This window comes from Waterburya sp., assembly GCF_058530065.1.
The window spans coordinates 17964-42666 of sequence record NZ_JBZNBU010000127.1; the positions used below are offsets into that span (position 1 = coordinate 17964).

Here is a 24703-nt window from a genome sequence, read left to right on the forward strand (position 1 = left end):
ATTAATGAAGATAAATTCTGGGGAGTCGATGTTTGAAACTACAGAGGATTTCCCAAGAAATAGTATTTAGTTTAGTCGCCCAATCTTCAGCAGCGATCGCTAAATTATTTTCCTGACCGATAAGAGTAACAATATCTCCCGCTTGCAATGGGGGCAGACTGTCTACATTCAAGATTAATTGATCCATGGTAATCGAGCCTATTTGTGGGACTAGTTCTCCCTTGACTATCGCCTGTAAATTGTTGGATAGATTGCGGGGAATGCCATCGGCATAGCCAATACCGACTACTGCTACTTTAGTATCCTTTTTGGTAATAAATTTACGACCGTAACTAACTCCTTCCCCTTGAGGAATAGTTTTAACTTGAGCAATTTTAGCTTTAACTTGTAATACTGGTTTGAGGTCTATACAGCTTTGTAGATGGGGAGCGGGATATAAACCATAAAGAGCAAGCCCTACCCTAACTAAATCATAATGACAAGAGCGATCGCACAAGGTAGCAGCAGAATTAGCTAAATGAATTTTGGGTGGCACATAACCAGTCTGTTCTAATTTACTTAAAGTTTTTTGAAAACGTTGGTGTTGCAAGTCCATAATCGTGCGATCGCTTTCATCGGCAGTAGCAAAGTGGGAATAAACACTAGCTATGTTTAAATTAGGCAAAGATCTTACCAAACCGACAAAAGAATTAGCATCTTGCCAATTTGTCCCCAAACGAGACATTCCCGTATCTAATTTAAGATGGACTGATAAAAATTCTCCGACAGCAGCTAAAGTATCGTTAAAAATCAATGCCTGTTCCGCATCACAAATAGTTGGTTCTAATTGCCAAGCAGCAACGGCTTTCATATCTTCTACAGCATTAATCGCACCCAAAATAAGAATTGGCGCGTCAATTCCTGCTTGTCGCAACTCTACCCCTTCTGCCAGGGTGGCGATCGCCAAACAATCCGCACCATGAGCTAGGGCGGTTTCCGCCACCGTTACAGCACCATGACCGTAAGCATCTGCTTTTACTACAGCCATTAGTTTAGTTTGGGGTTGAATAAACTTTTTCAGCGTCCTAACATTGTGCGCCAATGCTCTCAAGTCAATTTCCACCCAGGCACGTTGGCGATTGACCAACAAAGATAAGCTATTTTGCTGTTTTCCCAGATTTGCTCCTTGATACAGATGAGCGATCGCCATATCCAAAATTTGATTTGTGACTTTTATTTGCTTGTATTATTCACAAATATTAGTTCAGAAATAGATAAACGCACAGTTTTTCATGAGTTTGTTGTATTGGTATGGAAAAAGTTAGAGCGATCGCCAAAAAATATATTTATGCGGAGACAAGAAATCTATAGTCGAGACTTCACATAAATCCGAATAATTGATTATTGATTAAATCAATTCGGTTGTTAAGGTATATTCGCCAGTGATATTAGGTTCTACTGACAAAACACCTATGAGATAAGTAAGATCTGCTTCAACAGTAAAACTGCCCTGTTCAATACCAGCGCCAGTTAAATCGTCAATCTCTAGACCTATAACCTCATTACCATCACTATCTAGTCCGACGATAAGCACTTCAGCATCAAAATTACTATCCAAAATGACCTGTACTTCTTCTCCTACATCACTTCCATTTAGCAAAATAATGTCTTGAAAAAAATTATTATTATTAATTAGATCTCCTTCAATTAAACTACCAGTTAAACTATCGGTAGTCTGAATAAGGTCAAGGTTGCCAATAGGAATATCATCGAGATTAGTGTTATCTCGATCAAAATCATCATCCACGTCAAAATTAAATGGTGTATCAAAGGAAATGGTGTAATCGCCCAAATCCTCTAGGTTGAGGCTTTCGACTGCTAATAGTAAAGGTTCTCCAGAACCAATTAAAAAAGATAACTCACCACTATTATCACTTTCGGTATTGTTATCAAATTCTAGTACGTTACCTCTAGAATCGAGAAGGAATAGTAATGGATCGAAGTCATCGGAAGTGACATCAATAGTTACTAAATCCCCAACATCAAAAAAATCACTACTTAGGGAATAAAAGTCATAGAAAACTGGCTCGTCATCGAAGATATAAGAATTATCGCTGTCGTTTAAATTCCCATCAAACTGTCCGTTTTCTGCAACTAAAATCGTATCTTCAAAATTATTTGCCGTATCAACTATGGTTTGCAGATCCTCATCTATGGTTTCGGGAGATAATCCCACCAATGCCAAATCTATCCTTGCCGCTTCGGGAATATTGGAATCGTTTTGTAATTGGTCGAAAGTAAAGTCACCCAGAAAAAAAGGTGCTGCATCCACAGGATCGGCAGCTATGACAGTATCGATTCTTTCAGTTAGTTCGTCAAAAGTTAAAGACTCCCCAGCAATATCAAAAAACTCTAATTGATTTTCTGGACTGCGATAGTCAGGTATCAGAATATAAGTATTTGTTGTAGTGTCAAACACGTATAAATGACGACCATTGTCAATGGTCAAACTTTGGTTGTTATCTGAAGTAATCCCTGGAGCAACCAATGTATCCGAGCCCAAAAGACCATTATCCAAAATAACTACAGTGCTATCTGCTCTGACTAAATATTGGTCGCTTCCTTCCCCTCCAACTAAAATTGCCGCATCATTGGCAGTAAAATTGAGGTCGTTGGTAGTTAAATTATCAGCCCCCCGTAAACCATAAACAATATCGAGACTGCTTGCCTGTAGATTATTGTTATTGTCTTCAGCAAAAAAACTATCAAAAAGAGGATCGCTACCTAAAGTACCTAAAAAAGGCGTAAAGTTTCCTACAGTCATAATGTATATTATTCTTTTTTTCTATATATTTATTAGTAGATTTCCTATAGTCCTTCTCTAATTTCACAACGACTAGCATCGCCGAATTCTTCCGAACATTCTTGTTGAATATCTACCGTATTATCGGAATTATTGTCGTTATTATTAGAGCTACCTCCATTGCTGGAGCTACCGCCACTACAAGAGACTAAAACTAGAGAAGCAAGCAATATGATTGAGTAATAAATACTTTTTTGAGCTACCATTTTAGTGGTTTTTTTAGAGTTTTTAATGAATGGTATAACATTCTACAATACAATCTACTTATTTGAAATTTAGAAGTAAGTAAATAGATAATAAAAACTGTTATTTCACCATTTTTTGGGGTAAAGCGTGGCGAATATTGAGAAGATATAGAAAGAATCGCGAACGCTATTCGTAAAGGTCATTGAAAATCTAGATCGGAGTGACATACCATGTCAAAGTAATTTGATTTATTCTTGCTAAAATATTGAAATAACAAAAATCATTATCCAAAGAATTTTCTGTCTATTAAATTTTTAATAACTAAAAATGTTTACTCCAAAACCAAACTTTTTTCTAAGAATTATAAATAACTAATCAGGTAATTGAGAAACTATTTCTTTACCGATTTCAATGGAAGCTGTTGCAGCAGGAGAAGGAGCGTTACATACGTGCAGTGCTTTGTCGCCGTTGACGAACAAGAAATCATCTACCATTGAACCATCTATTTTTAAAGCTTGCGCTCTAACTCCCGCAGGGGAAGGAACTATATCTTCAGCCCTCACTTCGGGGATTAATCTTTGCAAGCTACGAACGAAAATGCTTTTATTGTAGGAACGAATCATTTCTTGTAAACCTTCCCCTGGATATTTTGCCGCTAGTTTCCAAAAACCAGGATAGGTTAAAGTATCCAGAACGTCTTTCAAGTCGAAATCGAACTTTTTATAAGCTTCTCGTTTGAAGCCCAGCACTGCATTAGGTCCCGCATGAACTTTACCATCTACCCCAGGATGAAAATGCACTCCTAAAAAAGGAAAATTGGGATTGGGTACGGGATAAATTGCCCCATTGACTAAATAATTCTTTTCTGGGGTTAGTTCATAATATTCTCCTCGGAAGGGTATTATTTTGGCTGGTGCTTTGGCTTTGGCTAGAGTTGTCAGGCGATCGCTATACAATCCCCCGCAATTGATGATAAATTTTGTTTGGTATTCTTCTCGATCTGTTTCAATAATGTGACCTGACGCAGTAGTTTTAATTACCCTAACGGGAGTATTGAGCTTGAGGTCTACTCCTTGTTGTTCTGCGATCGCAGCATACTTGTCGCAAACTTGCTGGTAATCGACAATACCCGTAGATTTGACCCAAATTGCTGCCAAGCACCTAACGTGGGGTTCGATTTCTCTAACCTGTTCGGGGCTAATTTTCTTGATTTCGATACCGTTAGCAATCCCGCGATCGGATAAATTATCTAGTAAAGGTAATTCAAATTCTTCTGTGGCGACGATTACCTTGCCACAGATTTTATGGTCGATATTATGTTGTTGGCAAAAATTCACCATTGACTGATTGCCATCGCGACACAGTTTCGCTTTATAACTTCCAGGTTTGTAATAAATACCCGAATGAATGATGCCACTATTATGTCCCGTCTGATGGGCAGCCCAAACTGCTTCTTTTTCTAACAAAGCAATTTTCCCCTCGGGAAAACGCTGACTGAGAGCCATTGCCGTAGATAGTCCGACAATTCCCCCGCCAATAATAATATAGTCGTACATAAAATTTTGATTTCGATCGCCTTCTATCTTTAAAACCAGCAAAATAACATACAAGGGGAGGTAAATTTAAGTCTCCCAGACAAAAACAGTCTTAGAATAAACTTGTTGCGAAATAAAATTTAAAACTGCTGAAAAGCTTACCATATAAGACTTACAGATACTTGCAGTTAAAAATCGCTGGATGCCTTGATTGACAAGGGTTTTACCTATTTTTTTAGCTTAATTCGCAACAAGTCTAATATATTGTTATATCATCTCAATTGATAATTCAAACTTAACAACTTCAGCCACAAACCAGGATTTTGTTTTTCCAACCAAGGTTGTGATTTTTTTAGCCAGCCAGGAAACCAACCACTCAGAAATAGATTGCGTAAAGCATCTTTATTAAAGGATAAATAAGAACCCAACCAACGGATCATGTCCTTGCTTCCTGCCATTTGCCAGATCCAGATTAAAAGAGCGGGGTTTTTACGAGCGGCAACGAGGGCTAGTCTAGTAAAGGTAAACCAGTCAGTGCGATCTTTAATAAAAGTATCGGCAACTTCGGGGGGTTCTTCGGCTAAGAGACCAAAAAAGGTATTTAACATAGAATTAATGCGCTGTGGGGGCAATATTTTACCCGTAGGCACCATCATTCCCTTGGAAAATAGCCAGGTAACGGAAATATTACTTTGATATGCCCTAATTTGGTTGAGATGTTCTTTGGTTAGTAAATCGTGTTGCAAGGCAGTATTTAAAAGAGTTGTCAGTCTTTCTAAATTACGGACTAACGAACCAAAACCCGTAAAGATGAGGGGAGATTGCAAAGAAGCAGCGTCGCCAATGGCAACCAAGCGATCGAATGCCACAGTGCGATCGCTATTACTAGTACTAAAATGTCCTGGAATATAACCAAAGGTAGGTTTTTTCCAAACTAATTTATCCATGTCGCAACGACGATACTCTGGCAAAATAGTAAAGAAGTCTTCGTACATTTCTAATAAAGAACCAGGATTTTGGGGATGTACTTGATGGTAGTGAAAAAGATAGAAAGTTAGTTCTCCATTTCCTGCAGGAAATAGTTCCCAAATTAATTGTCTTCCTCTGGATATATCTCCGTGAGAATTCAGTACGTCACCATAGTCTTCATCCCAGACTTCTGGGGCAAATCCCCTTTCAATTACCGCACCTACCGTAGGACATACACTATCAAAAGTACGCCCTCCATTTAGTTGCCAAGCAATCGGAGAAGCAGTACCCATAGCATCGATTAACAGTCTTCCTGTTGCTTCTTTGCTAGTGTTAGAGGGTAAATGAGTTAGTTTAACGGTAACTTTTCCTTGATCGATATCGGCACGAATAAATTCTGTTTCGTCCCAAATTTCTCCCCCCGCTTGTAATAATTTATCTCCGCATACTCGTAATAGTTTTTCTGCATCGATCGCCACATTTAAAACTTTGGGGGTATGTAAGACTTTGGCTTTGAGATGGCTGGGGTTATAAGCATCAAAAAACTTACTAAACCCATCGATATATTCTGCTGCAATTACCGACTCAAATTCTTGGGGAGTAAATAAACCCAGATTAATTAAACTCTGAAATTCATCGCGGGAAATATTCCACTCTCGATTCATTCTACCGAAAGGCAATCTTTCAATTAACAATACTCGATAGCCTTTTTGCGCCATGACTGCTGCGTGAATTACTCCTAACGCACCGCCAACATAAATTAAATCGTATTCTGGCTTGTCTGAAGAAGTGCGATCGCCAGAAAAAATTACTTCTTGGGGTTGCTGGGGGTTATGGACACTATCCCGCCAGCGTTTTTCCCACCAATAAACCCGATTGAGATCGTATTCTCCATTGGGCATTTTCTGAAAGTATTTGACCGTTTCAGGATAACTATCTTGAAGTGCTGCAAAAATATCTTGTTGAGATAAATCTATTTCTGGAGGAACAGGATAGTGTGGGGGAAAAGCTTGACGAATTGATGCTAACAGTTGTTCTGTAATTCCCTTAGTCCGATCGATTATCTTATTACCCCATTGAAAGACTTTTAAATAAGTAGTGCGTTGTAATTGCCATACAAAAATTGATAGTTCGCTATCGATCGCCTCAAATTGCAGGCGGATACCATCGGGAGTCCCAATTTTCTTGCCCTGGGGAGGAGTCCAAGTCTTCTGCAACCAATCTCGAACTCGATCAATTTCAGGAGTAGGTACTTCGGCGTAAAGTAATTCTTTCATATAAAGGAATTATTAATTTATCATTAAAAAATTGCAAAATCAAAGTTAAATCTATTAGTCATAGGTTAGACTGACGAAACTAATATTTTTGCAACATAACGCGGGCAAAGATCGATATTAGTACATAGCTAGTAACTAATCTCAACAAAACGTAACCCTATTTATGGATTATCCCATCCCAGCTAGCACAGAGGAAATATTAGCCTTAGGAAAAAATTCGGTAAACGAAGAAGTCGTCGCCACAGCGATCGCTGGTGTGGTTAATATTGCCCGTCAAAAGGGTCAATCTTTGGAAGATTTAATTGCTAGCGTCTTGCAAGACGATCGCCTGTTGGATCTAGAACGTCGTAAATGGCTGTGTGAATTGGTTACTCAAGCATGGATGATGATTCCCTAAGTTGGAGTAATAAGTAATAAGTCATAAGTCATTTATTCATAATCTACTTATAGAAAAATAGTCTTTCGCCTCTACTAACAACTAATAATTAAAAAACGCCGTAATTGCGATCGCTAGGGCATCGGCAGCATCATCGGGGCGAGGAATATAATCCAAAGCCAATTCTCGCGCTACTGCTTCTTGGACTTCAATTTTGGGGGCGTTACCATACCCTGTCAGAGCTTGTTTTATTTCTGGGGGTGTATATTCTACATAGGGTAACTGAGCTTGACCCAATACCAACATTAATACGCCTCTAGCCTGGGCTACGGTAATAGTATGACTCATGCGATAAAAAATAATTTTTCGATCGCCACTAAATCGGGTTTAATTTCGTCTACCAGAGTATGAAGATCGTCATAAATAATATTCAAGCGATCGCTTAATGGCGTTTTAGCTTTCGTTCTAATAACTCCAAAATCATCTAATTTAATCGAATTAAAATTGGGTGTATATCCTTTACCAGAGAGATCGCCAATAATGATGCCAAATCCTACAATAGCTATACCTGGATCTAGTCCTAAAATTTTAATTTCCATGTTTTGGCAAAATATATTCTTATATCTGGCAAAATCTGTGGGTTAAATTGAGTTAATAGTTATTACAGTGTCTAGAATCATTTTGTGTGGAATCGTTTATGTTTATCATATAAGGCTCTGTATCAATACACAGCAAACATTTATCAACTGAGATGAAAAATCTATCATCTTCAAGTAAAAAAAAGATTCGCCAAGGCAATAAATGGTTTAAATGGCTTTCTCCTGGTCTATTCATTAAACGCTGGCTGTTATTAAGTGCCACGGGTTTTGTAATGGCAACCATTGGTACTGCTATTTGGAGCAAACTTACTCCTGTTTATCGCTTGCTGTCTTGGATTTCTCAGGCTCTAGAATTTCTGACCACCATTATCCCCAGCTATATTTCTGGACCTTTGGTCATGATTGCGGGAATTTTTCTGATGTTTTGGGGGCAATCTCGGACTGTTGACTCGATTACCGATGTTTTGGGAGTCGATCGCGACAAGCAATTAGTAGATATGTTGTTAACCCGTCGTCGTCTCAATCGCGGGACTAAAATTGTGGTGGTGGGTGGGGGTACTGGACTATCTACTTTGTTACGGGGTTTAAAAGAATATAGCAGCAATATTACAGCGATCGTTACCGTAGCCGACGATGGGGGTTCTTCTGGGAGACTCCGAGAAGAATTAGGTGTATTACCTCCTGGAGATATTCGCAACTGTTTGGCAGCCCTAGCAGACGAAGAAAAACTACTAACAGAGTTGTTTCAATATCGTTTTGAAGCTGGTACTGGTTTGATCGGACATAGTTTTGGTAATCTATTTCTCACAGTAATGAGCGAAATTACTGGAGATCTCGAACAAGCAGTTATGGCTAGTTCTAAAGTATTAGCAATTAGCGGTAAAGTCTTACCCGCAACTCTCAGCGATGTGAGCCTATGGGCAGAAATGGAAGACGGCAGAATAATTGAAGGAGAGTCAAATATTCCTCTTGCAGGAGGTAGAATTAGAAACATTGGCTGTATACCCGCCAATCCCCCCGCTTTACCCGCAGCAGTTAAAGCCATTCAAGAAGCAGAATATATTATTATTGGGCCAGGAAGCCTCTACACCAGCATTATTCCCAATCTTTTAGTTCCTGAAATTAGTACGGCGATCGCCAAAGCTGATGTTCCTCGTATTTATGTTTGCAATATTATGACTCAACCAGGCGAAACGGAAGGCTTTAGCGTGGGCGATCACATTAAAGAAATCGATCGCGTCAGCAAAAAAAAATTATTTGATGCTGTTTTGGTACATCGTAAGCCACCAAGCCCTGAATCTCTGAAAAAATATGCCCAAGAAAATTCTCATCCCGTCTATTTAGATCGACAAGAAATTGCCAGCCTAAATCGTCGTATAGTAATGGCAAATGTGATGGAGGAAGACCAAAGCAGAGGTCGAGTCCGTCATAGTTCTAGCCAGCTAGCTAGGGTTTTATTGCGTTGGTACAGTGGCAAGTGGCAACCTAAGATTTAACTGACTGGGTGACTGGGTGACTGGGTGACTTGGAGATTAAACCAACAACTAACCTATTACGACACTACCTACTACCTACTACCTTTTATTCCTTGTCCTTCATTTTTTGCGTAAATGATAAGTTGAAAGACCTAGGTAATTTTAATGTTGCAGAAGCTGTTTTGTGTAGATTGGCTTCCGAACATCAAAGAATATTCATAGTGATTTAAAGAGATAAGGGAAGCAGCAAAACAAATCAATATTATTAATCTGCTTTACTTTGCTATCCCGACTTAAAGTTACTTGGCTTATTTATTAATGTATCAATCGAATATAAAGAAAGTATGTTGTGAGCCCTTCTATTGTGTAAAATTTTAATGAACTTTTAGACTCGAATTAACTTTTAGAATTTTCAATCTGTCTCTATTCCTTTAAGACCAAGGTTTTTGAATGTTAACTATCTTCTTGTCCGATCTTCTCGCAACTCAACGTCTTGGTTTTTGGCTTGGCAAACATTTGCCTCCTAATAGTGTAATTTTTCTCTCTGGTAATTTAGGTGCGGGTAAAACGAGTTTAGTTCAAGGTATTGGTAAGGGGTTGGAGATTGAAGATTCGATAGTTAGTCCTACTTTTACCTTAATCAATGAATATTTAGATGGTCGCTTGCCTTTATATCATCTAGACTTATATCGTTTAAAACCAAGTCAAGTGGATAGTATTTATCCCGAAATGTATTGGGAAGGTAGAGAAGTCGAGCCTGGTATTACGGCGATCGAATGGTGGGATAGACTGACAATTAAACCGACAAACTACTGGCAAATCGAACTCGTTCATTGTCAAAACGGCAGAGAAGCCAAGATCGAACAACAGGGTAAACATAGTTTAGATCTAGCATCTCTGCAAAATTTCTTTAAAACTAACCAAAAAACCAATAAATTGTAGCTTATGATACATAATTAAAAAGATGAGAAAGCTCAAAATTCTTTCTCATCTTCAGTACAAGTTTAGGATTAATTTTATTATGTAAATAAATTTTTATGTTTAGTCAATACCCAACTGGTTACCGCGCTTGTATTGCATGTAAGCAGCAAAAAATAATCCCGCTAGGGTAATAAAGATTAAACCCAATACAATACCCAACAATAATGGTTCGATCACAGACAGTCTCCCAATGTAAATTAAATTTTTTATTTGAATATATTAGTATATCCTACGATAATTTGGCTTTTGCTCTTACATAGATTTGAATGTTATTTTTGAGCAATCGCTTGAGAGTTCACCAAATTTTAAGATTTGTTAGGAAGAGGTTCACTCTATGACTTTAGAAGTCAACTGCTTATTTCATATAGCTTGTTCGCAGATTTTAAGTTATTTTATAAATCATAATAAAAATAAGTAAACGTTTATATACATATAAAATCAACAGTGGATAACCAGTTAGCTCAATCTCCAACTTGGTTCAACCGCCTGCTTGTAATTGCGATCGCAGTCTTGCTTATTGGCGGTTTCAGCATTCTGGGTATCTATAGGCAACAAACTTCAGACCCTTATATTAATGCAGTACTTTCCTTGGAAGGCGATTCCCAAAAGGGTTTAGCTATCTTCCAAATTAATTGTGCTGGCTGCCATAGCCTACAAAAAGACAAAAATGTAGGACCCAGATTAGAAAACGTTTCTAAACGTAAGTCCCCAAAAGAAACTATTATTCAAGTAACTAGTGGCAATACTCCCCCAATGCCAAAATTCCAGCCTAGTCAACAAGAAATGGCAGATTTACTGAGTTATTTGAGTCAGCTTTGAATCTCCGCCCGCAATTTAACTTCCGCGAGGTTTGACCGTGATTTAGATTCTCAACAGAGAGTTAGAATCTTTCCACACTTCCCAGAAAGATGGGTTCTACTCTAATAGCCAGGACGCTTTTTGGTCTGAGAACCATATATTCGCCCTGAATATTTTTAATTGGTACGTTAACAAAGTCTTCCGAGTCAGATTTGGTCATCAATTCGTTGCTATACCATTTTTGAAACTCTTGGACGTTTTGAAATCTAATTTCTTCTCGGTGACCCCCTGCAATCAAGAGGTGGACTGCATATTCATCTGCTTTTCTGGGCATAAGAATTAATGGAAAACTGCAATATTTATAGTTCCCAAAAATCCTATTTTAAATGCCATATAAAGAAGATCGATCTTGGTTTTATCGATCTATTCTTCTGGGTCGATAGTTTTGCTAGGAGAAGCATCATAAAGTGCGTCTAATTTAGACCGAGCATCATCGACAGATACAGAACGCATAACTAACAAAGGTTCTTCAATTACTTTGCCTTGTTCGTCTAGTAATTCGGGATGAACTTTCTTGGGCTTACGGGGTTGTTCTTGGTTGTTAGGGTTATAGTTAGGGGGATAGAACTTCTGAGTTTCCGCACTAAGAGTAATTAAACTACGGATGAGATTACTTACTGCTAAAAGAGCAATAACGGTAAATACCAAGATATAAATTAGATGTAACATATACTTTTTTTAGACTAATAAACTCTTTTCTACAATCTTCAGGATTTAAGTCTGAGTTTTTTTACGGTTGTTTAAGATTTTGGGTGGATACTGTCGTGTTTAGATTCTCGCCATTTCTGAGCGACATTCCAACATTGAGCTACTAACTGATGCCAAGGAAGGAGCATCTTAGAATCGATACCTGCCGAACCGTTAGTTGCTTTAAACAGCATTTGTACCGTCTGAACTTCTTGTTGGCTTCTAACAATTTTCTCTAAGAGTTGAGTTTGTTCTTCAGGTTCAAAAAAAGACATTTGCTCTGACTCAAGCAAATTTCGCGATCGCTCGAACCAGTATTGAAAATCTTCCAGGAGTGGTTCTAGAACTGTCTTGAGCAACTCTTTCTCGGTAGGTTGTTCTGGTGACATTTAATTTAAAATTAGCTTATTATCTCAGTAATTATCTTAGCGTTTTTTACAAAAATTAATATATTTTTGATTTATTTTAATAATCTGTCGCGTGATCGCATCAGTTTAGTGGAGTGAGAAAGTAAATCTAGGTAAAACTACTAGTAGAATATAACGGTATAACGAAAGTTTTTGATCACAATCGATGCCTGAAGCAGAACAAGCACAACAACCAATAAAATTACTCCGCACTAGCGAATCCGAATCATTAAAGAAAATTCGCCATACTACGTTTCATATTATGGCTATGGCAGTGCAAAAGTCGTTTCCAAAAGCACAGGTAACGATTGGTCCTTGGACGGAAAATGGCTTTTATTACGATTTTGACAGCCCCGATGCTTTTACGGAAAAAGACCTCAAAAAAATTCGCAAGGAGATGATTAAAATCGTCAACCGCAAATTACCAGTAATTCGCGAAGAAGTTAGTCGAGAAGAAGCTAAACGTCGTATCGAAGAGTTGGGCGAGCCTTATAAACTAGAAATTTTAGATAGTATTGAAGAACCGATCACTCTCTATCATTTAGGAGAACAGTGGTGGGATCTTTGTGCGGGACCTCATGTAGAAAATACGGGCGATATTAACCCAAAAGCGATCGCTTTAGAAAGCGTTGCGGGGGCATATTGGCGGGGAGATGAAACCAAAGCCCAACTACAACGGATTTACGGTACGGCTTGGGAAACTCCCGAACAGTTGGAGGAACACAAGCGTCGTAAAGAAGAAGCCTTAAAGCGAGATCATCGTAAGTTGGGCAAGGAATTGGGCTTATTTATCTTTTCTGATTCTGTTGGGGCTGGTTTGCCTTTATGGACTCCCAAAGGAACTATCTTGCGATCGCAATTAGAAGAATATCTTAAAAAAGAACAAACCAAACGGGGTTATTTACCAGTAGTTACCCCTCATCTGGCAAAAACAGATTTATTTAAAATATCGGGACACTATCCTTACTATAAAGAAGATATGTTCCCCCTGATGGCAGATGAAGACAGCGACGATCCTGACAAGGGATTTGTGTTGAAGCCAATGAACTGTCCCTTCCACATTCAGATTTATCAAAGCGAATTGCGTTCTTATAAAGAGCTACCTTTACGTTTGGCTGAATTCGGTACTGTTTATCGTTACGAACAGTCGGGAGAATTGGGCGGTTTAACTAGAGTGCGCGGTTTTACTGTCGATGATTCCCATTTGTTTGTCACTCCCGAACAGTTGGACGAGGAATTTTTAAACGTAGTCGATCTGATTCTTTCTGTTTTTAAAAGCTTACAGCTAACTAAATTTAAAGCTCGTCTCAGTTTTAGAGATCCAGCATCAGATAAATATATTGGTTCTGATGAAGCTTGGGAGAAAGCCCAAAGTGCGATCCGCAAAGCTGTAGAGAAGGTAGAGATGGATCACTTTGAAGGTATTGGGGAAGCTGCTTTTTATGGTCCTAAACTCGATTTTATCTTTGAAGATGCTTTAGGTAGAGAATGGCAATTAGGAACAGTACAGGTAGACTATAATCTACCTCAAAGATTCGATCTAGAATATGTGGCAGAAGATGGTTCTCGTCAACGTCCGATTATGTTACACCGCGCCCCCTTTGGTTCTTTGGAACGCTTGATCGGCATTCTAATCGAGGAATATGCGGGAGATTTTCCCTTGTGGTTAGCCCCCACACAGGTGCGCTTGTTACCCGTCCGAGATGCCCACTATGACTACGTTAAAGAAGTTGCTGCTAAGATGCGGGCGGTGGGTATTCGTGCGGAAGCCGATGTAGGTGGCGATCGCTTGGGTAAAATGATCCGTAATGCTGAAAAACAAAAAATCCCCGTAATGTCGGTAGTAGGAGATAAAGAGGTAGAAAATAACACCTTGAGTATCCGTACCCGTGCTTCGGGAGAACTTGGTGCGATCGCTGTAGATGAAGTAATGTCAAAACTTCAGGATGCAATTTCCAATCGAACTAATTTTTAAGTAATGAGTAATGAGTGATTCAAAACTTGTTGCTTTAATCATCAAGTTTTGTAGATTTGCATTGATTTTTTATTCAATATAAATCTACAATACATTCCATGAATTGTAGGTCAGATAAAAACTATTCATGGATAAACTTCTGAATGCTCTTAGAAACGGGAATATAGAACAGAAATTAGCCTTATTTCCTCAATTATTGCAACATGGGGGAGAAGGAATCGATTATTTAATTGATTGTTTGAGCGATCGCCAATTAGCTATTCGAGCTAAAGCTTATGAATTGTTAGAGAATGTTGCATCCCTAGAAGCGCAGCAAGCAATTGCAACGGGACTTTTATTAAATCCAGGCGATCGCATTTATTATATAGTCAAGCCTAGTTTTTGGTTTAACGATAGTTTTTATAGTGTGTATCAAGCTTTAGATCGGGAGCAGTCTAAATGCTTGAAAACGATTGAAAATTATCAACAACAGGGTTATAAATTTATTAGTTTCGGTGAGTCTGTCTATATAATTACATCGGCTTTTCACTACATTAATTACCAGCAAGCAGAATCAGCCGCCCAAGAAATAAATAACCAAATAATCTCACAATATAGCATTACGGATTTTAAAATTAACGATAGTTTAGAGAATATTAAAAACTGGTGTATTGATTACGGTATTTTACAAGCAGTAGAGGAATTTCAACAAGAAAAAAATATCAGAATAGGAATGGATAAAGTATCTCGTTATTTTGGTATAGCTTACGATCCTAATAATGTAGATAAAATTTATTGGTCTACTGTTGAAGAATATTTAAAATCTATTTCCAACTTTCAGCTATTAAATCAACTGTGGCAAGATTTAATAGGTAATTTAACTTCTATTCGAGAAATTAGTTTTGCCAAACCGACTTATTTTAAAATCGATCCTTATTATTCTCAACTGTTCGATTTAACTAAAGTATTTGGCTATTCTTTGGGTGAAGATCCACAAGAATTTGATAATTCGGAAGAATCAGAAATAAATTTCTTATTAGAAGCTCTCAATCATACAAAACTAGAAGTTAGAAATCTTGCCTATAAATTATTATCAGGAATCGATTCGGAATCAGCACAGCAAGCTATATCTGGAGGATTAAAGCTCAATCCAGGCGATCGCATTTATAGCGTTTATCGATCGGGATTGTGGTTTAACGACGAATATTATTATCTTTATGACGAAAGATATTTTGATAATTACCTCAACGATCTAAGTCGCCAAATCTATAAAGAACAATACGAAGAAATTGAAGAAGATGAACAAGAACAAAGAAGGAAACGTCAAAGAATTTATCTTTATATAGATAAAGAGCAAGCTGAAGCAAAAGCCGAAGCTTTACATCGAGAAATGATTAACAAAGTAGGTTTTGGTTTTGGAGGGTTTGAGTGGGAAAAAGAAAATCCAAACTTTGATGCCAAGCAATGGTGTTTAACTAATAATGTTAATATTACTAGTCCTTATAGACAAAATATAAATTATGATGTTTATGATTGGGACATAAAAGAATATGCCTATAAACAAGAAGACGATCTTTTATACGATAATTGGATAAGAAGTAAATATATCTATCATCCCTATTGTATAGATACTTGGTGTGAAGATAATGATATAAAGTGCAATTATGATTTAGATAATTGGGATAATTATCATCAAGTTTTGGATTTTTTATGTTTACCAGAGAATATAAATTTGCTAAGTAAGTTTTGGAAAGATGGAGTCGGTAACTTTGCCTTTATTAAAGAAGAAATAGTCCAAGACACCATTTATCTTCCTGTAGAGAAAGAATTAAAAGATTTATCTAAAAAAGAACGTAGAAGACTTGACTCATTTCTCAAACCAAACAACTATTTAGAATTAGCCAGCAAATATTTAATCGACATCATTGAAAGCGATCGCGGTAATGCCAAACAAAAATTAAAAGCACAAGAACTTTTACAAAAATTAGATCTAGATACTGAAGAAACAAAAAGGGCGATCGCGAAAGAGATTGCGATTGACTCTGTTTTCGATCTGGCAGAATCAAATAATTCAGAACCTACAGATGAATTTACAGAATATTTGTTAGACGATAGACCCTTTTAGTAAGCAAGTTTGATAACTACTAACTACTAACTACTAACCACTAACCACTAACAAACATGAAAGGTTTGAGTATTACAGCAATCGGTTTACGAGAAATAAATGAATGCTTGAATATTTTTCACACTCTCAAAAATCCGTTAGATTTAGATTATTTAGAACTGGCGATTGGTAGTAGGTGTGATGTTGACTTAGATTACGACAATATACCTTTAATTCTTCACGATTCTTGTTTGTATAAACATCACTATCGTTGTAAATTAAATCCTTTGCAACCTAATACTTGGTATCCTTATGCAAAATTTATTGATCGCCATCAGGTTTTAGCGATATCAATTCATCCTCCACTAAAAAGATACTGTAGCCAAAAAGAATTAGAGATTGCTTTGCTTCAGATGCAAAAAGCTTTACCAGTACCAATTTATTTGGAAGTAATGCCTTCTCCAGAATATTGGTGTTCTTGCGATCGCACGTTAATTGATTTTCCCTTATTATTAGATGTATCTCATGTCAATATTTGGCATCAGGGTAACACCCAAGCAACTCAAGAAACTTGTTTAAAGTTACTCAATTCATATTCAGTAAAAGCAATTCATTTAAGTCACAATCAAGGTGAAGCAGATACTCACGATCTCATACCCGATTGCCTTTGGTTTCATAATTATCTTGATGAGTGGAATCGAGATTATTATCTTACCTATGAAAGTTTGCCAGTAAAATATAAAGCCTATCAAAGACTAGATAAATCTTGAGTATAAATAATTAAGTTCAAGATAATGAAGAACTAACTTATTACTTATTACTTATTACTTATTAATCAGTCCCTTGTCAAACCCTCAAATTACAGTGTTCTTGTGAGTATTCAATTTCTAGAGTGATGTGTTCCAAGTTAAAGCGATCGCCTAGCTGTTTGATAGAGCTTTTTATACTCTGAATTTCTTCTCTGGTACTGTCGTTTTCAACTACTATATGAGTAGTTAGAACGTGATGTTCCCCATCTAAAGACCAAACGTGAGTATGATGGAGAGAATCAACTTTGTCTAAAGCAATAATGCTAGATTCCAGTTGGGATAGATCGATATTTTCGGGTACGGCTTGTAAAAATAAAATTAGAGTTTTGCGAAGATTGCCGATCGCATTGTATAAAATATAAGCTGAGATTAAAATTGATAGAATAGGATCTAGTATATAAAAATCGGTAAATAGCAAAGTAATACTCACAATTAAAACTGCTATCCAACCCAGAATATCTTCTAATAAATGCCAAGCCACTACGCGAGAATTAAGATGATTTTTATGGGACAATCTTAATGCTGCTAGTCCATTAACTGCTACTCCTAAAACAGCAAATAAAATCATTCCTTTAGCATCAGAAACTTCGGGATTAATAATTCTGGGAATTGCTTCTTTAATTACATAGAGAGAGCCAAATAATAAAATTAAAGTATTAATTAAAGCTGCTAATAAAGATAAACGTCGATAGCCATAAGAAAAAAGCCGATCGCCTTCTTGATGAGATTTATTTTCTAAATACCAAGCTAGCCCTAGAGAAAAACTATCTCCTAAATCGTGTATAGCATCGGAAATAATTGCCAAGCTATTTGTCCACAATCCTCCAAATATTTCTAAAATAGCAAAACTGAAATTGAGCAAAAAAGCTATTTTCATATTTTTAGTAATTTGATGAGCGTGAGAATGAGAATGATTGTGACTCATTATTTTAGGGAATACATTTTGATTTAATATTATATATTCTCCACAATAAAAGCATAATTCTCGATTATTATAAATCCCAACAAAATATACCCATCGAGGGAACTTGTACGCACCATTGACCGTCACCAAAAATTACAGATTTGCTATTTTCTCTATTTTTAGTAGCTGCTTGTGCTGGAAGTAGATTGATGCTAAAAATACTGAGTGTTAATAAGACAAGAGATAGTTGCTGTTTCATAATTTTTATCTGGATTATATGAAATTTATTTAAACTCCCTTTGGTTATATAAAGTTAGTATAAAGTTGCCTGTATACCTAACCCGTGACTAAAATCACCATAAAAATGTAATTCTGTCATTTAAGATCGATCTCCAAAAAATAAATTAATCGAATAACTTACAGTCAAGGGTACTAACTGATACAATCTAGCCTTGTGTGGGGAAATAGAAACTTAATCAGTTTCTCGATCGATTGAGGTGAAAAGGATCGCATGAAAAACTTTTGGGTGGGATTTGTTTGTCTATTTGTTTGGCCGATCTTTAGCCCTACTATTGTTAAAGCTCAAGATACTAAAGACTCATCTCCACATCTGACTTTTACTCCCCTGGCAGAACAACTATTTGGTCAACCGACAGCCAGACATCTTGGTCAAGGAGAGATTGCGATCGAGATCGACACTCGTACTTTCTTTTTTCCCGATCTAGTTCCTGGTGCAGTAGATAATGAAGACAGTGCGGTTAATTTTAATACTGGTTTTAGTTGGGGAATTAGCGACGATCTGCAATTAACCCTTCAGTTTCAGCACGTAGATAGTAGTTCTCCTACCAAACAAGGAGATTTCATTTCCGAACGTACTGAAGATAATGAAGCTGCTCTCGAACTTAAATATAATTTCTGGAGTAATGAAAGTGAAACCCAAGCTTTAAGTGGAGTTATTGGGGCTTCTTGGGGTACTCGCGGATTTATGTTTACTAGGGGAGGAGAAGAAACAGAAATCAATAATCGAGATATCTTTGTTTCTCTAGCCGTTCCCTTTTCTACTAGTGTAGGCGATCGCTGGCAATTTACCATATCTCCCACTGTGGCTTTTTTTAAAGAAGAAAGTGCCGTATTTTTTTATCGCACTCCCGACGACAACGATAGTTCTTTTGGTACGGTATTTGGTTTGGGAGGAGGAATTAACTATAAAATTAACTCTCAATTATTTTTAATTAGCGATGTATTTTTGCCTGTCACGGGAAATAATAGTGTCAATCGCGATTCGGGCGAACCAGATCGAGCGATCGCTTATAATGCAGGATTTCGTTTTCTGGCTAACCCCCGTTTGGCTTTAGAATTATATGCCACGAATAGTTTTGCTAGCTTTGCACCGTTATCTTTAACCGCAGATCGAGACTTTGTAGGTTTGGGGGCTAATTTAGTATTTATGCCCAGTGCGATCGCGGGAAATCAAAAATATGCCGATAGTTTTAGAGCTAATCCTCAGCCAGAAGTTTTTACTACAGATGGTTTTGCTTTCTTTGATGGAGGGACTATACCCAGTAGAGATGCGATCTTTCATCTCCAGGGAGGCAGTCAGGGGCTTCTAACAGCAGTGCGTTATGGATTCCTCAAAGATTTAGAAGGGGGGATTTTTCTCGATTATGTGGCAGGGGAAGCCGACGAATCAGAACAGGGTGTCAATCTTAAAGTTAGACTATTAAACCAACAAGAAAACGCACCCATAACCGTTAGTGGTGCAATCTCTGCTAGCTTAACTAACGAACCTTTTATTAATTTCTTTGAAAATGATAGTGATGCTTTCGATCGCTTGGATTTAGATAAAACCATCCCTATTTTTACCCCTGGGGGAGACGATGGCGATCGTGGTAAGTTATTAATCTTGACTTTAGCATTACCGATTCATTACGAAATAGATCGAGGTACAGCAGTTTGGTTGACTCCCATTTTAGGCTATACCCAAAGATCTGGATTAGAAATTGGAGGCTTCAATCTTGGTGGCGCAGTCGCTATAGGAGAAGAAATTAGAGCGATCGCCGAAATTGGAGGCAATTTTGTTGGGGAAGGAAACAGCTTGGTAGATGGAAGCCGAGAAAATAAAATTCCTTGGACTTTGGGAGTGCGTTGGCTGCCCTTATCTATATTAAATAGAAAAGCTAGTCAAACCAATCGAGATCCCTATTTAGAAATATATTTAACTAACCGAGTTGGTTCTTCTACTTGGCATCAATTAAGAGTGCGCGAAGATAATAATCTTGGGATTGGTGCTGGTTTGTCTTTTCCATTTTAATTGTTCTATCTCAAAAAATAACTAGAACGAGCATTTCAAGAATCTTTCGCTCGCTTTGCTGATGTTGAGATAGTATGCGATCGCTTTGAATGGCTGTGGATTAATTGTTTTGTTGCTGCATCTAGACAGTTAGAAATTTGGGCAGGGAAATAGAAGAAATAAGAAATAAGAAATAAGTAATAAGTAATAAGTAATAAGTAATAGGTAATAATTTATTTTATCGTAACTTAACAATTATTAACCATAAAAATACAGAATAAAATTTCGCCAAGTATCAGAAAAACAGTTCAAAATTTCGTATTTATACTAACAAAAAAATAATTTTCATCAACCTTTAAGTATATTTCCAGAGGTTACATTAGACTGTGTTGCTGAAAATGGATTTAATTGTCTAAATAAACATAATAAGTCCAAAATCAAATTATTTTTGTCTGTTAAATAGTTCGCAATTGGTAAAACTATAATACTTCGGTGCAAATAAACTGATGTCGCATATTTATTTGAGCTCGATCCGTTTTGAAAGGATAAGATCTTTGTTATTTGCTATCTTTTTTTTGAATATTTATTCTTGTTTCAGTTCTAGAGCGATCGCCCAAATATCTAGCGAAAGTTCGGAAAATATAGAAGAAATCGACTTAAAGTTAGAAAATACGAGTATAGTTTATCGAGAAATAAGAATTTTTTGTACGACTAATTTATCTCTTGGAGAATTAAACAAAGTTTTGCCTAATTTCCAAATAGATAGGGAAAAAGATTCTCAGAAACAGCAAAAGAATACAGAAGATAAGGTTTCTGAAATTGTATCTTGTCCCCAGCAGATAATTAGCCTTAAACCAGCAAAAAATATTATCTTGAATACAGAAAAAATTAAAGAAATAAGCTCTAAAATAACTAAAATATATATCGATCGCGGTTATATAAACTCTCGCGCTATTCCGACCATTGATAACGATACCGAGATTGCTCGAATTGTGGTTGACGAAGGCAAAGTAGATATTGTCATTGAAGGAACAAATAGTCTTAAGAAATACGTGCGATCGCGCCTACAAAGAGCGACTGAACCTTTAAATACTAAAAAACTCGAAGACCAGTTAAGACTGTTAAAAAACAATCCCCTATTTGACAATATTGAAGCAACTCTGCAACCTGGAAAAACCGAAGATCGGACTCAACTCAAAGTTACCGTTACCGAAGCGAATCGCTTTTCAGGAAGTGTGGGCATCGATAACTATTCCCCTCCCAGTATTGGGGGCGAACGTTTTGGTTTGGGCTTAGTTTATCGCAATCTAGCAGGATTGGGAGACGAAATTGCCTTGAGCTATAGTCCCAGACTAGAAAACTTTAGTACTTATGGTTTAGATTTTAGTTATAGAGTACCCATCAATTCCATGAATGGGACTATTCAAGCTAGTGGGAGTATCAATCGCAACAAGGTAATTCAAGGAGAATCAGAAGCCTTTGACATTCGCGGAGAATCGGAAAGATTTTCTTTAGTATATCGGCAGCCTCTAGTTTTAACTCCTGCGATCGAATCGGCTATATCTATTGGTTTCGACTATCAAGACGGACAAACCTTTACTTTTCAAAGGGGTTTCCCGTTTGGCGTTGGTCCTGATGAAGATGGTGTTAGCACCACTAGCGTTTTTCACCTCGGCTATGAATATACCAAGCGAGATATGACTGGTGCTTGGGGCTGGAATTCTCGACTGCGTTTTGGTACTGGGCTATTTGGGGCGACTGATAACGAGTCTCCCATTCCCGACGGCAAGTTTATTAGCTTTTTGACCCAACTACAACGACTGCAAGTAATCAATGACAGCAACTTTTTAATTCTGCAATTAGATTTGCAAGCCACTCCCGATACTTTACTACCTTCCGAACAGTTTAGTATTGGTGGCGGACAATCCGTTAGGGGATATCGGCAAAACGTTCGATCTGGCGATGCGGGAATTCGTTTTTCCCTAGAAGATCGGATTACCGTCGCCCGTAATGGAAATGGTGATTCTTTGTTTGTGATCGCGCCCTTTGCCGATCTCGGTTATGTCTGGAATACTTCGGGAAATCCCAATCGAATTTTGGGGGATGAATTTATTGTTAGTGCGGGTTTGGGTTTGTTGCTGCAACCCATTGAAAACCTCAATCTACGCCTCGACTACGCACCTCCCATCATCGATATAGAAGATCGCGGCGACGACATCCAAGACGACGGTTTCCATTTTAGTGCTGGATATTCATTTTAGTTATTTGTCTGTAGGGGCTGTTCGCGAACAGCCCTTACCAGCGAGCAGCCCCTACGGTAATTATTTTTCATTCTTTATCCTTTCAAATATTATGTTTAATCCTATTCGCAATCTTAAAAATATAATTCTTGCTACCATACCTTTTAGCTTTATCTTAGGTTCTTTGCCCGTGATGGCACAGCAAATCGTACCCAACAATGACGGTACGATGACGGTAATTACCAAGGATGGCAATAGCTTTAATATTGATGGGGGTAAGTTATCCCAAGATGGAAAAAACCTGTTTCATTCTTTTCAGGAATTTGGTTTAGATGCGGGGCAAATTGCTAACTTTCTCTCCAATCCCAACATTCAAAATATCCTCGGCAGAATCAACGGTGGTAATCCTTCAACAATTAATGGTTTATTGCAAGTTACGGGAGGCAATTCCAATCTCTATTTAATGAATCCTGCGGGAATTGTCTTTGGGGATAATGCCAGTCTCAACGTACCTGGGGATTTTGCAGCGACTACCGCTACCAGTATCGGTATTGGAGATGGCTTCTTTAATGCGGTAGGAAGTAATGACTATCTCAATCTTGTAGGAAACCCCAACAGCTTTGATTTTTCCGCCACCGATGGGGGAACGATTATTAATGCAGGTAACTTAGAAATAGCTGAAGGGCATAACATCTCCCTCACCGCAGGAACTGTAATTAATACAGGTACGATTCAAGCACCAGGAGGCAATATTACCGTCGCTGCCATTCCAGGTACAAATCGGGTTCGTATTTCCCAAGAAGGGCAGATCTTAAATCTAGAAGTAGAAATCCCTACTAATGAATCTGGGGAACAATTACCAGTCAAAGTTACTGACTTACCCAATCTTTTGCGGGGTTTGCCTGTAGATCTGGAAACAGGGGTAGAAGTTGCCGAGAATAATAATGTTACCCTAGCAGATTCCGAAACTACCATTCCCAATGATGAAGGAGTAAATATAGTTGCAGGAGAACTAGATGCTTCGGGGGATGTTGGTGGAGAAGTTAATGTATTGGGAGATAGAATCGGTTTAATCGGTGGCGCGATCGATGTTTCGGGTACGAACGGTGGCGGTACGGCATTAATCGGCGGAGACTACAAAGGCGAGGGAGATACACCCACTGCCGATATTACTTATATCGACAGCGAATCTTTTATTAATGCCGATGCCCTAGAAACTGGCGAAGGTGGTAAAGTAATTGCTTGGGCGGATGGCAATACTAGGTTTGAGGGCAACATTTCCGCTAGTGGTGGTGCAGAATCTGGCGATGGTGGTTTTGTCGAAGTATCTGGGAAAGAAGACTTAGCCTATCGAGGAGAAGTAGATGTTTCCGCACCTCAAGGAAAAACAGGGGAAGTACTCTTAGATCCCGCAAATATAACCATTATTGAGGGTAGCGTTGCCGCAGATGATAGCGAACTTAGCGACAATCAAATCCTGGCAGGGGATAATTCTGGAGGCGATTTTACTATTTCCGAATTTGCTTTAGAAGGATTAGCTGCCAATGCCAACCTTACCTTAGAAGCAACCAATAACATTACGATTAACGATCTAGGAGATGACGAATTAACCTTACAAGCCGATAACTCTGGATCTGTCACTTTTACCGCCGACTCCGACAATAGCGGTGCTGGACAATTCCAAATGGCTACCGACGACACTATCAAAACTCAAGGGGGTTCGGTAACTATTTCTGGTGCGAGTATCACTACAGGAAACATTGATACTAGATCGGCAAATCTTACTCCTGCTGATGGGATAGATGGAGGTTCGGGAGGTGCTGTAGAACTAACGGCGAATGCTGGTTCGGTAAGTACGGGAAATATTGATACTAGGGGGATTGATGGTGGTGCGGGGGTTGATGGCAGTATCGTCGGTGGAGACGGAGGTGATGCTGGTTCTGTAACTGTAACTGCTACGGATACAGTTAATGCTCAAAGTGTTGTAACTAGTGGTGGGGATCGCGGTATTGATGGCAATACGTCTAATTCCGATTTTGATGGTGCTTTTGGTAATTCTGATAATATTACTATCATCGGAAATGTAATCAATTTCGCTTCGGGATCTAGCGTTGAAGTCTCTGGAATTGGAGGCTCAAATACTATACTGACTGGGAATGTAATTAACTTTGGTCAAACAAGTTTTCTGATTGAAAATCGTTTAACTCTTC

General features: G+C 38.0%; 21 protein-coding genes and 1 pseudogene. 10 read left to right on the top strand and 12 right to left on the bottom strand.

Going from position 1 to position 24703, the window contains the following annotated elements:
* Window position 1: 1 nt before the first annotated feature.
* From alr to AC33VI_RS08440, 5 genes are all read right to left on the bottom strand, one after another.
* On the bottom strand, window positions 2-1189 hold the full coding sequence (alr, locus tag AC33VI_RS08420; RefSeq protein ID WP_491781821.1) for an alanine racemase: 1188 nt from the start codon (window positions 1187-1189) through the stop codon (window positions 2-4).
* A gap of 198 nt (window positions 1190-1387) precedes the next feature.
* Window positions 1388-2803: a hypothetical protein gene (locus tag AC33VI_RS08425; protein WP_491781822.1), complete on the bottom strand. Its 1416-nt coding sequence runs from the start codon at window positions 2801-2803 to the stop codon at window positions 1388-1390.
* 44 nt (window positions 2804-2847) lie between these two features.
* Window positions 2848-3012 carry a hypothetical protein gene (locus tag AC33VI_RS08430; protein ID WP_491781823.1) on the bottom strand — a complete coding sequence of 55 codons (165 nt, stop codon included), beginning with the start codon at window positions 3010-3012 and terminating at the stop codon, window positions 2848-2850.
* A gap of 387 nt (window positions 3013-3399) precedes the next feature.
* Window positions 3400-4584, bottom strand: coding sequence for an L-2-hydroxyglutarate oxidase (lhgO, locus tag AC33VI_RS08435; protein ID WP_491781824.1), 1185 nt, complete (start codon window positions 4582-4584; stop codon window positions 3400-3402).
* A gap of 251 nt (window positions 4585-4835) precedes the next feature.
* The gene (locus AC33VI_RS08440) at window positions 4836-6809 is read right to left on the bottom strand and encodes an NAD(P)/FAD-dependent oxidoreductase (protein ID WP_491781825.1); all 1974 of its coding nucleotides are present in this window, start codon (window positions 6807-6809) and stop codon (window positions 4836-4838) included.
* 163 nt (window positions 6810-6972) lie between these two features.
* Between AC33VI_RS08440 and AC33VI_RS08445 the strand changes: the two genes are divergently transcribed.
* Entirely contained in the window at window positions 6973-7206 is a 234-nt protein-coding gene (locus AC33VI_RS08445) for a hypothetical protein (protein ID WP_491781826.1), read from the top strand.
* 81 nt (window positions 7207-7287) lie between these two features.
* On the opposite strand, the pseudogene ruvC reads toward AC33VI_RS08445, so the two are convergent.
* A pseudogene (gene ruvC / locus AC33VI_RS08450) lies at window positions 7288-7784 on the bottom strand (crossover junction endodeoxyribonuclease RuvC).
* 152 nt (window positions 7785-7936) lie between these two features.
* Here ruvC and AC33VI_RS08455 point away from each other — a divergent pair.
* Both AC33VI_RS08455 and tsaE read left to right on the top strand, forming a co-directional pair.
* Window positions 7937-9280 carry a gluconeogenesis factor YvcK family protein gene (locus AC33VI_RS08455; protein WP_491781827.1) on the top strand — a complete coding sequence of 448 codons (1344 nt, stop codon included), beginning with the start codon at window positions 7937-7939 and terminating at the stop codon, window positions 9278-9280.
* Between the two features lie 429 nt (window positions 9281-9709).
* The gene (gene tsaE / locus AC33VI_RS08460) at window positions 9710-10201 is read left to right on the top strand and encodes a tRNA (adenosine(37)-N6)-threonylcarbamoyltransferase complex ATPase subunit type 1 TsaE (protein ID WP_491781828.1); all 492 of its coding nucleotides are present in this window, start codon (window positions 9710-9712) and stop codon (window positions 10199-10201) included.
* A 99-nt stretch (window positions 10202-10300) separates the two neighbouring features.
* On the opposite strand, the gene petG is transcribed toward tsaE, so the two are convergent.
* The gene (gene petG / locus AC33VI_RS08465) at window positions 10301-10417 is read right to left on the bottom strand and encodes a cytochrome b6-f complex subunit V (RefSeq protein WP_015144708.1); all 117 of its coding nucleotides are present in this window, start codon (window positions 10415-10417) and stop codon (window positions 10301-10303) included.
* A gap of 267 nt (window positions 10418-10684) precedes the next feature.
* Here petG and AC33VI_RS08470 point away from each other — a divergent pair, with 267 nt between their 5' ends.
* Complete coding sequence (locus tag AC33VI_RS08470; protein WP_491781829.1) at window positions 10685-11059, top strand: c-type cytochrome; 375 nt, start codon at window positions 10685-10687, stop codon at window positions 11057-11059.
* Window positions 11060-11120: 61 nt separating this feature from the next.
* Here the strand turns inward: AC33VI_RS08470 and AC33VI_RS08475 are convergent, their stop codons facing one another.
* From AC33VI_RS08475 to AC33VI_RS08485, 3 genes are all read right to left on the bottom strand, one after another.
* Window positions 11121-11372: a hypothetical protein gene (locus AC33VI_RS08475; RefSeq protein WP_491781830.1), complete on the bottom strand. Its 252-nt coding sequence runs from the start codon at window positions 11370-11372 to the stop codon at window positions 11121-11123.
* An 89-nt stretch (window positions 11373-11461) separates the two neighbouring features.
* Entirely contained in the window at window positions 11462-11767 is a 306-nt protein-coding gene (locus AC33VI_RS08480; protein ID WP_491781831.1) for a DUF2973 domain-containing protein, read from the bottom strand.
* A gap of 71 nt (window positions 11768-11838) precedes the next feature.
* A complete protein-coding gene (locus AC33VI_RS08485; RefSeq protein WP_491781832.1) occupies window positions 11839-12174 on the bottom strand; it encodes a DUF2605 domain-containing protein in 336 nt (111 codons plus the stop codon).
* A 184-nt stretch (window positions 12175-12358) separates the two neighbouring features.
* Here AC33VI_RS08485 and thrS point away from each other — a divergent pair, with 184 nt between their 5' ends.
* From thrS to AC33VI_RS08500, 3 genes are all read left to right on the top strand, one after another.
* Window positions 12359-14167: a threonine--tRNA ligase gene (gene thrS / locus AC33VI_RS08490; protein ID WP_491781833.1), complete on the top strand. Its 1809-nt coding sequence runs from the start codon at window positions 12359-12361 to the stop codon at window positions 14165-14167.
* 127 nt (window positions 14168-14294) lie between these two features.
* Complete coding sequence (locus AC33VI_RS08495; protein WP_491781834.1) at window positions 14295-16271, top strand: hypothetical protein; 1977 nt, start codon at window positions 14295-14297, stop codon at window positions 16269-16271.
* Between the two features lie 56 nt (window positions 16272-16327).
* The gene (locus AC33VI_RS08500; RefSeq protein WP_491781835.1) at window positions 16328-17020 is read left to right on the top strand and encodes a hypothetical protein; all 693 of its coding nucleotides are present in this window, start codon (window positions 16328-16330) and stop codon (window positions 17018-17020) included.
* A gap of 76 nt (window positions 17021-17096) precedes the next feature.
* Here AC33VI_RS08500 and AC33VI_RS08505 read toward each other — a convergent pair whose 3' ends face one another.
* Together AC33VI_RS08505 and AC33VI_RS08510 are read right to left on the bottom strand one after the other, a co-directional pair.
* On the bottom strand, window positions 17097-17984 hold the full coding sequence (locus tag AC33VI_RS08505) for a cation diffusion facilitator family transporter (protein ID WP_491781836.1): 888 nt from the start codon (window positions 17982-17984) through the stop codon (window positions 17097-17099).
* A gap of 67 nt (window positions 17985-18051) precedes the next feature.
* Complete coding sequence (locus tag AC33VI_RS08510; protein WP_491781837.1) at window positions 18052-18222, bottom strand: hypothetical protein; 171 nt, start codon at window positions 18220-18222, stop codon at window positions 18052-18054.
* Between the two features lie 252 nt (window positions 18223-18474).
* Here AC33VI_RS08510 and AC33VI_RS08515 point away from each other — a divergent pair, with 252 nt between their 5' ends.
* The 3 genes from AC33VI_RS08515 to AC33VI_RS08525 all read left to right on the top strand — a co-directional run.
* Entirely contained in the window at window positions 18475-20274 is a 1800-nt protein-coding gene (locus AC33VI_RS08515; protein WP_491781838.1) for a hypothetical protein, read from the top strand.
* Between the two features lie 554 nt (window positions 20275-20828).
* Window positions 20829-22514 carry a ShlB/FhaC/HecB family hemolysin secretion/activation protein gene (locus tag AC33VI_RS08520; protein WP_491781839.1) on the top strand — a complete coding sequence of 562 codons (1686 nt, stop codon included), beginning with the start codon at window positions 20829-20831 and terminating at the stop codon, window positions 22512-22514.
* A 91-nt stretch (window positions 22515-22605) separates the two neighbouring features.
* A partial coding sequence (locus AC33VI_RS08525) for a two-partner secretion domain-containing protein (RefSeq protein WP_491781840.1) occupies window positions 22606-24703 on the top strand: 2098 nt, incomplete at its 3' end.

Bases quoted from the DNA above. Each gene is read 5' to 3' on its own strand.
- alr (WP_491781821.1), bottom strand. From the start codon at position 1,189: ATGGCGATCGCTCATCTGTATCAAGGAGCAAATCTGGGAAAACAGCAA.
- AC33VI_RS08425 (WP_491781822.1), bottom strand. From the start codon at position 2,803: ATGACTGTAGGAAACTTTACGCCTTTTTTAGGTACTTTAGGTAGCGAT.
- lhgO (WP_491781824.1), bottom strand. From the start codon at position 4,584: ATGTACGACTATATTATTATTGGCGGGGGAATTGTCGGACTATCTACG.
- AC33VI_RS08440 (WP_491781825.1), bottom strand. From the start codon at position 6,809: ATGAAAGAATTACTTTACGCCGAAGTACCTACTCCTGAAATTGATCGA.
- AC33VI_RS08445 (WP_491781826.1), top strand. From the start codon at position 6,973: ATGGATTATCCCATCCCAGCTAGCACAGAGGAAATATTAGCCTTAGGA.
- AC33VI_RS08455 (WP_491781827.1), top strand. From the start codon at position 7,937: ATGAAAAATCTATCATCTTCAAGTAAAAAAAAGATTCGCCAAGGCAAT.
- tsaE (WP_491781828.1), top strand. From the start codon at position 9,710: ATGTTAACTATCTTCTTGTCCGATCTTCTCGCAACTCAACGTCTTGGT.
- AC33VI_RS08475 (WP_491781830.1), bottom strand. From the start codon at position 11,372: ATGCCCAGAAAAGCAGATGAATATGCAGTCCACCTCTTGATTGCAGGG.
- AC33VI_RS08480 (WP_491781831.1), bottom strand. From the start codon at position 11,767: ATGTTACATCTAATTTATATCTTGGTATTTACCGTTATTGCTCTTTTA.
- AC33VI_RS08485 (WP_491781832.1), bottom strand. From the start codon at position 12,174: ATGTCACCAGAACAACCTACCGAGAAAGAGTTGCTCAAGACAGTTCTA.
- thrS (WP_491781833.1), top strand. From the start codon at position 12,359: ATGCCTGAAGCAGAACAAGCACAACAACCAATAAAATTACTCCGCACT.
- AC33VI_RS08495 (WP_491781834.1), top strand. From the start codon at position 14,295: ATGGATAAACTTCTGAATGCTCTTAGAAACGGGAATATAGAACAGAAA.
- AC33VI_RS08500 (WP_491781835.1), top strand. From the start codon at position 16,328: ATGAAAGGTTTGAGTATTACAGCAATCGGTTTACGAGAAATAAATGAA.
- AC33VI_RS08505 (WP_491781836.1), bottom strand. From the start codon at position 17,984: ATGAGTCACAATCATTCTCATTCTCACGCTCATCAAATTACTAAAAAT.
- AC33VI_RS08510 (WP_491781837.1), bottom strand. From the start codon at position 18,222: ATGAAACAGCAACTATCTCTTGTCTTATTAACACTCAGTATTTTTAGC.
- AC33VI_RS08515 (WP_491781838.1), top strand. From the start codon at position 18,475: ATGAAAAACTTTTGGGTGGGATTTGTTTGTCTATTTGTTTGGCCGATC.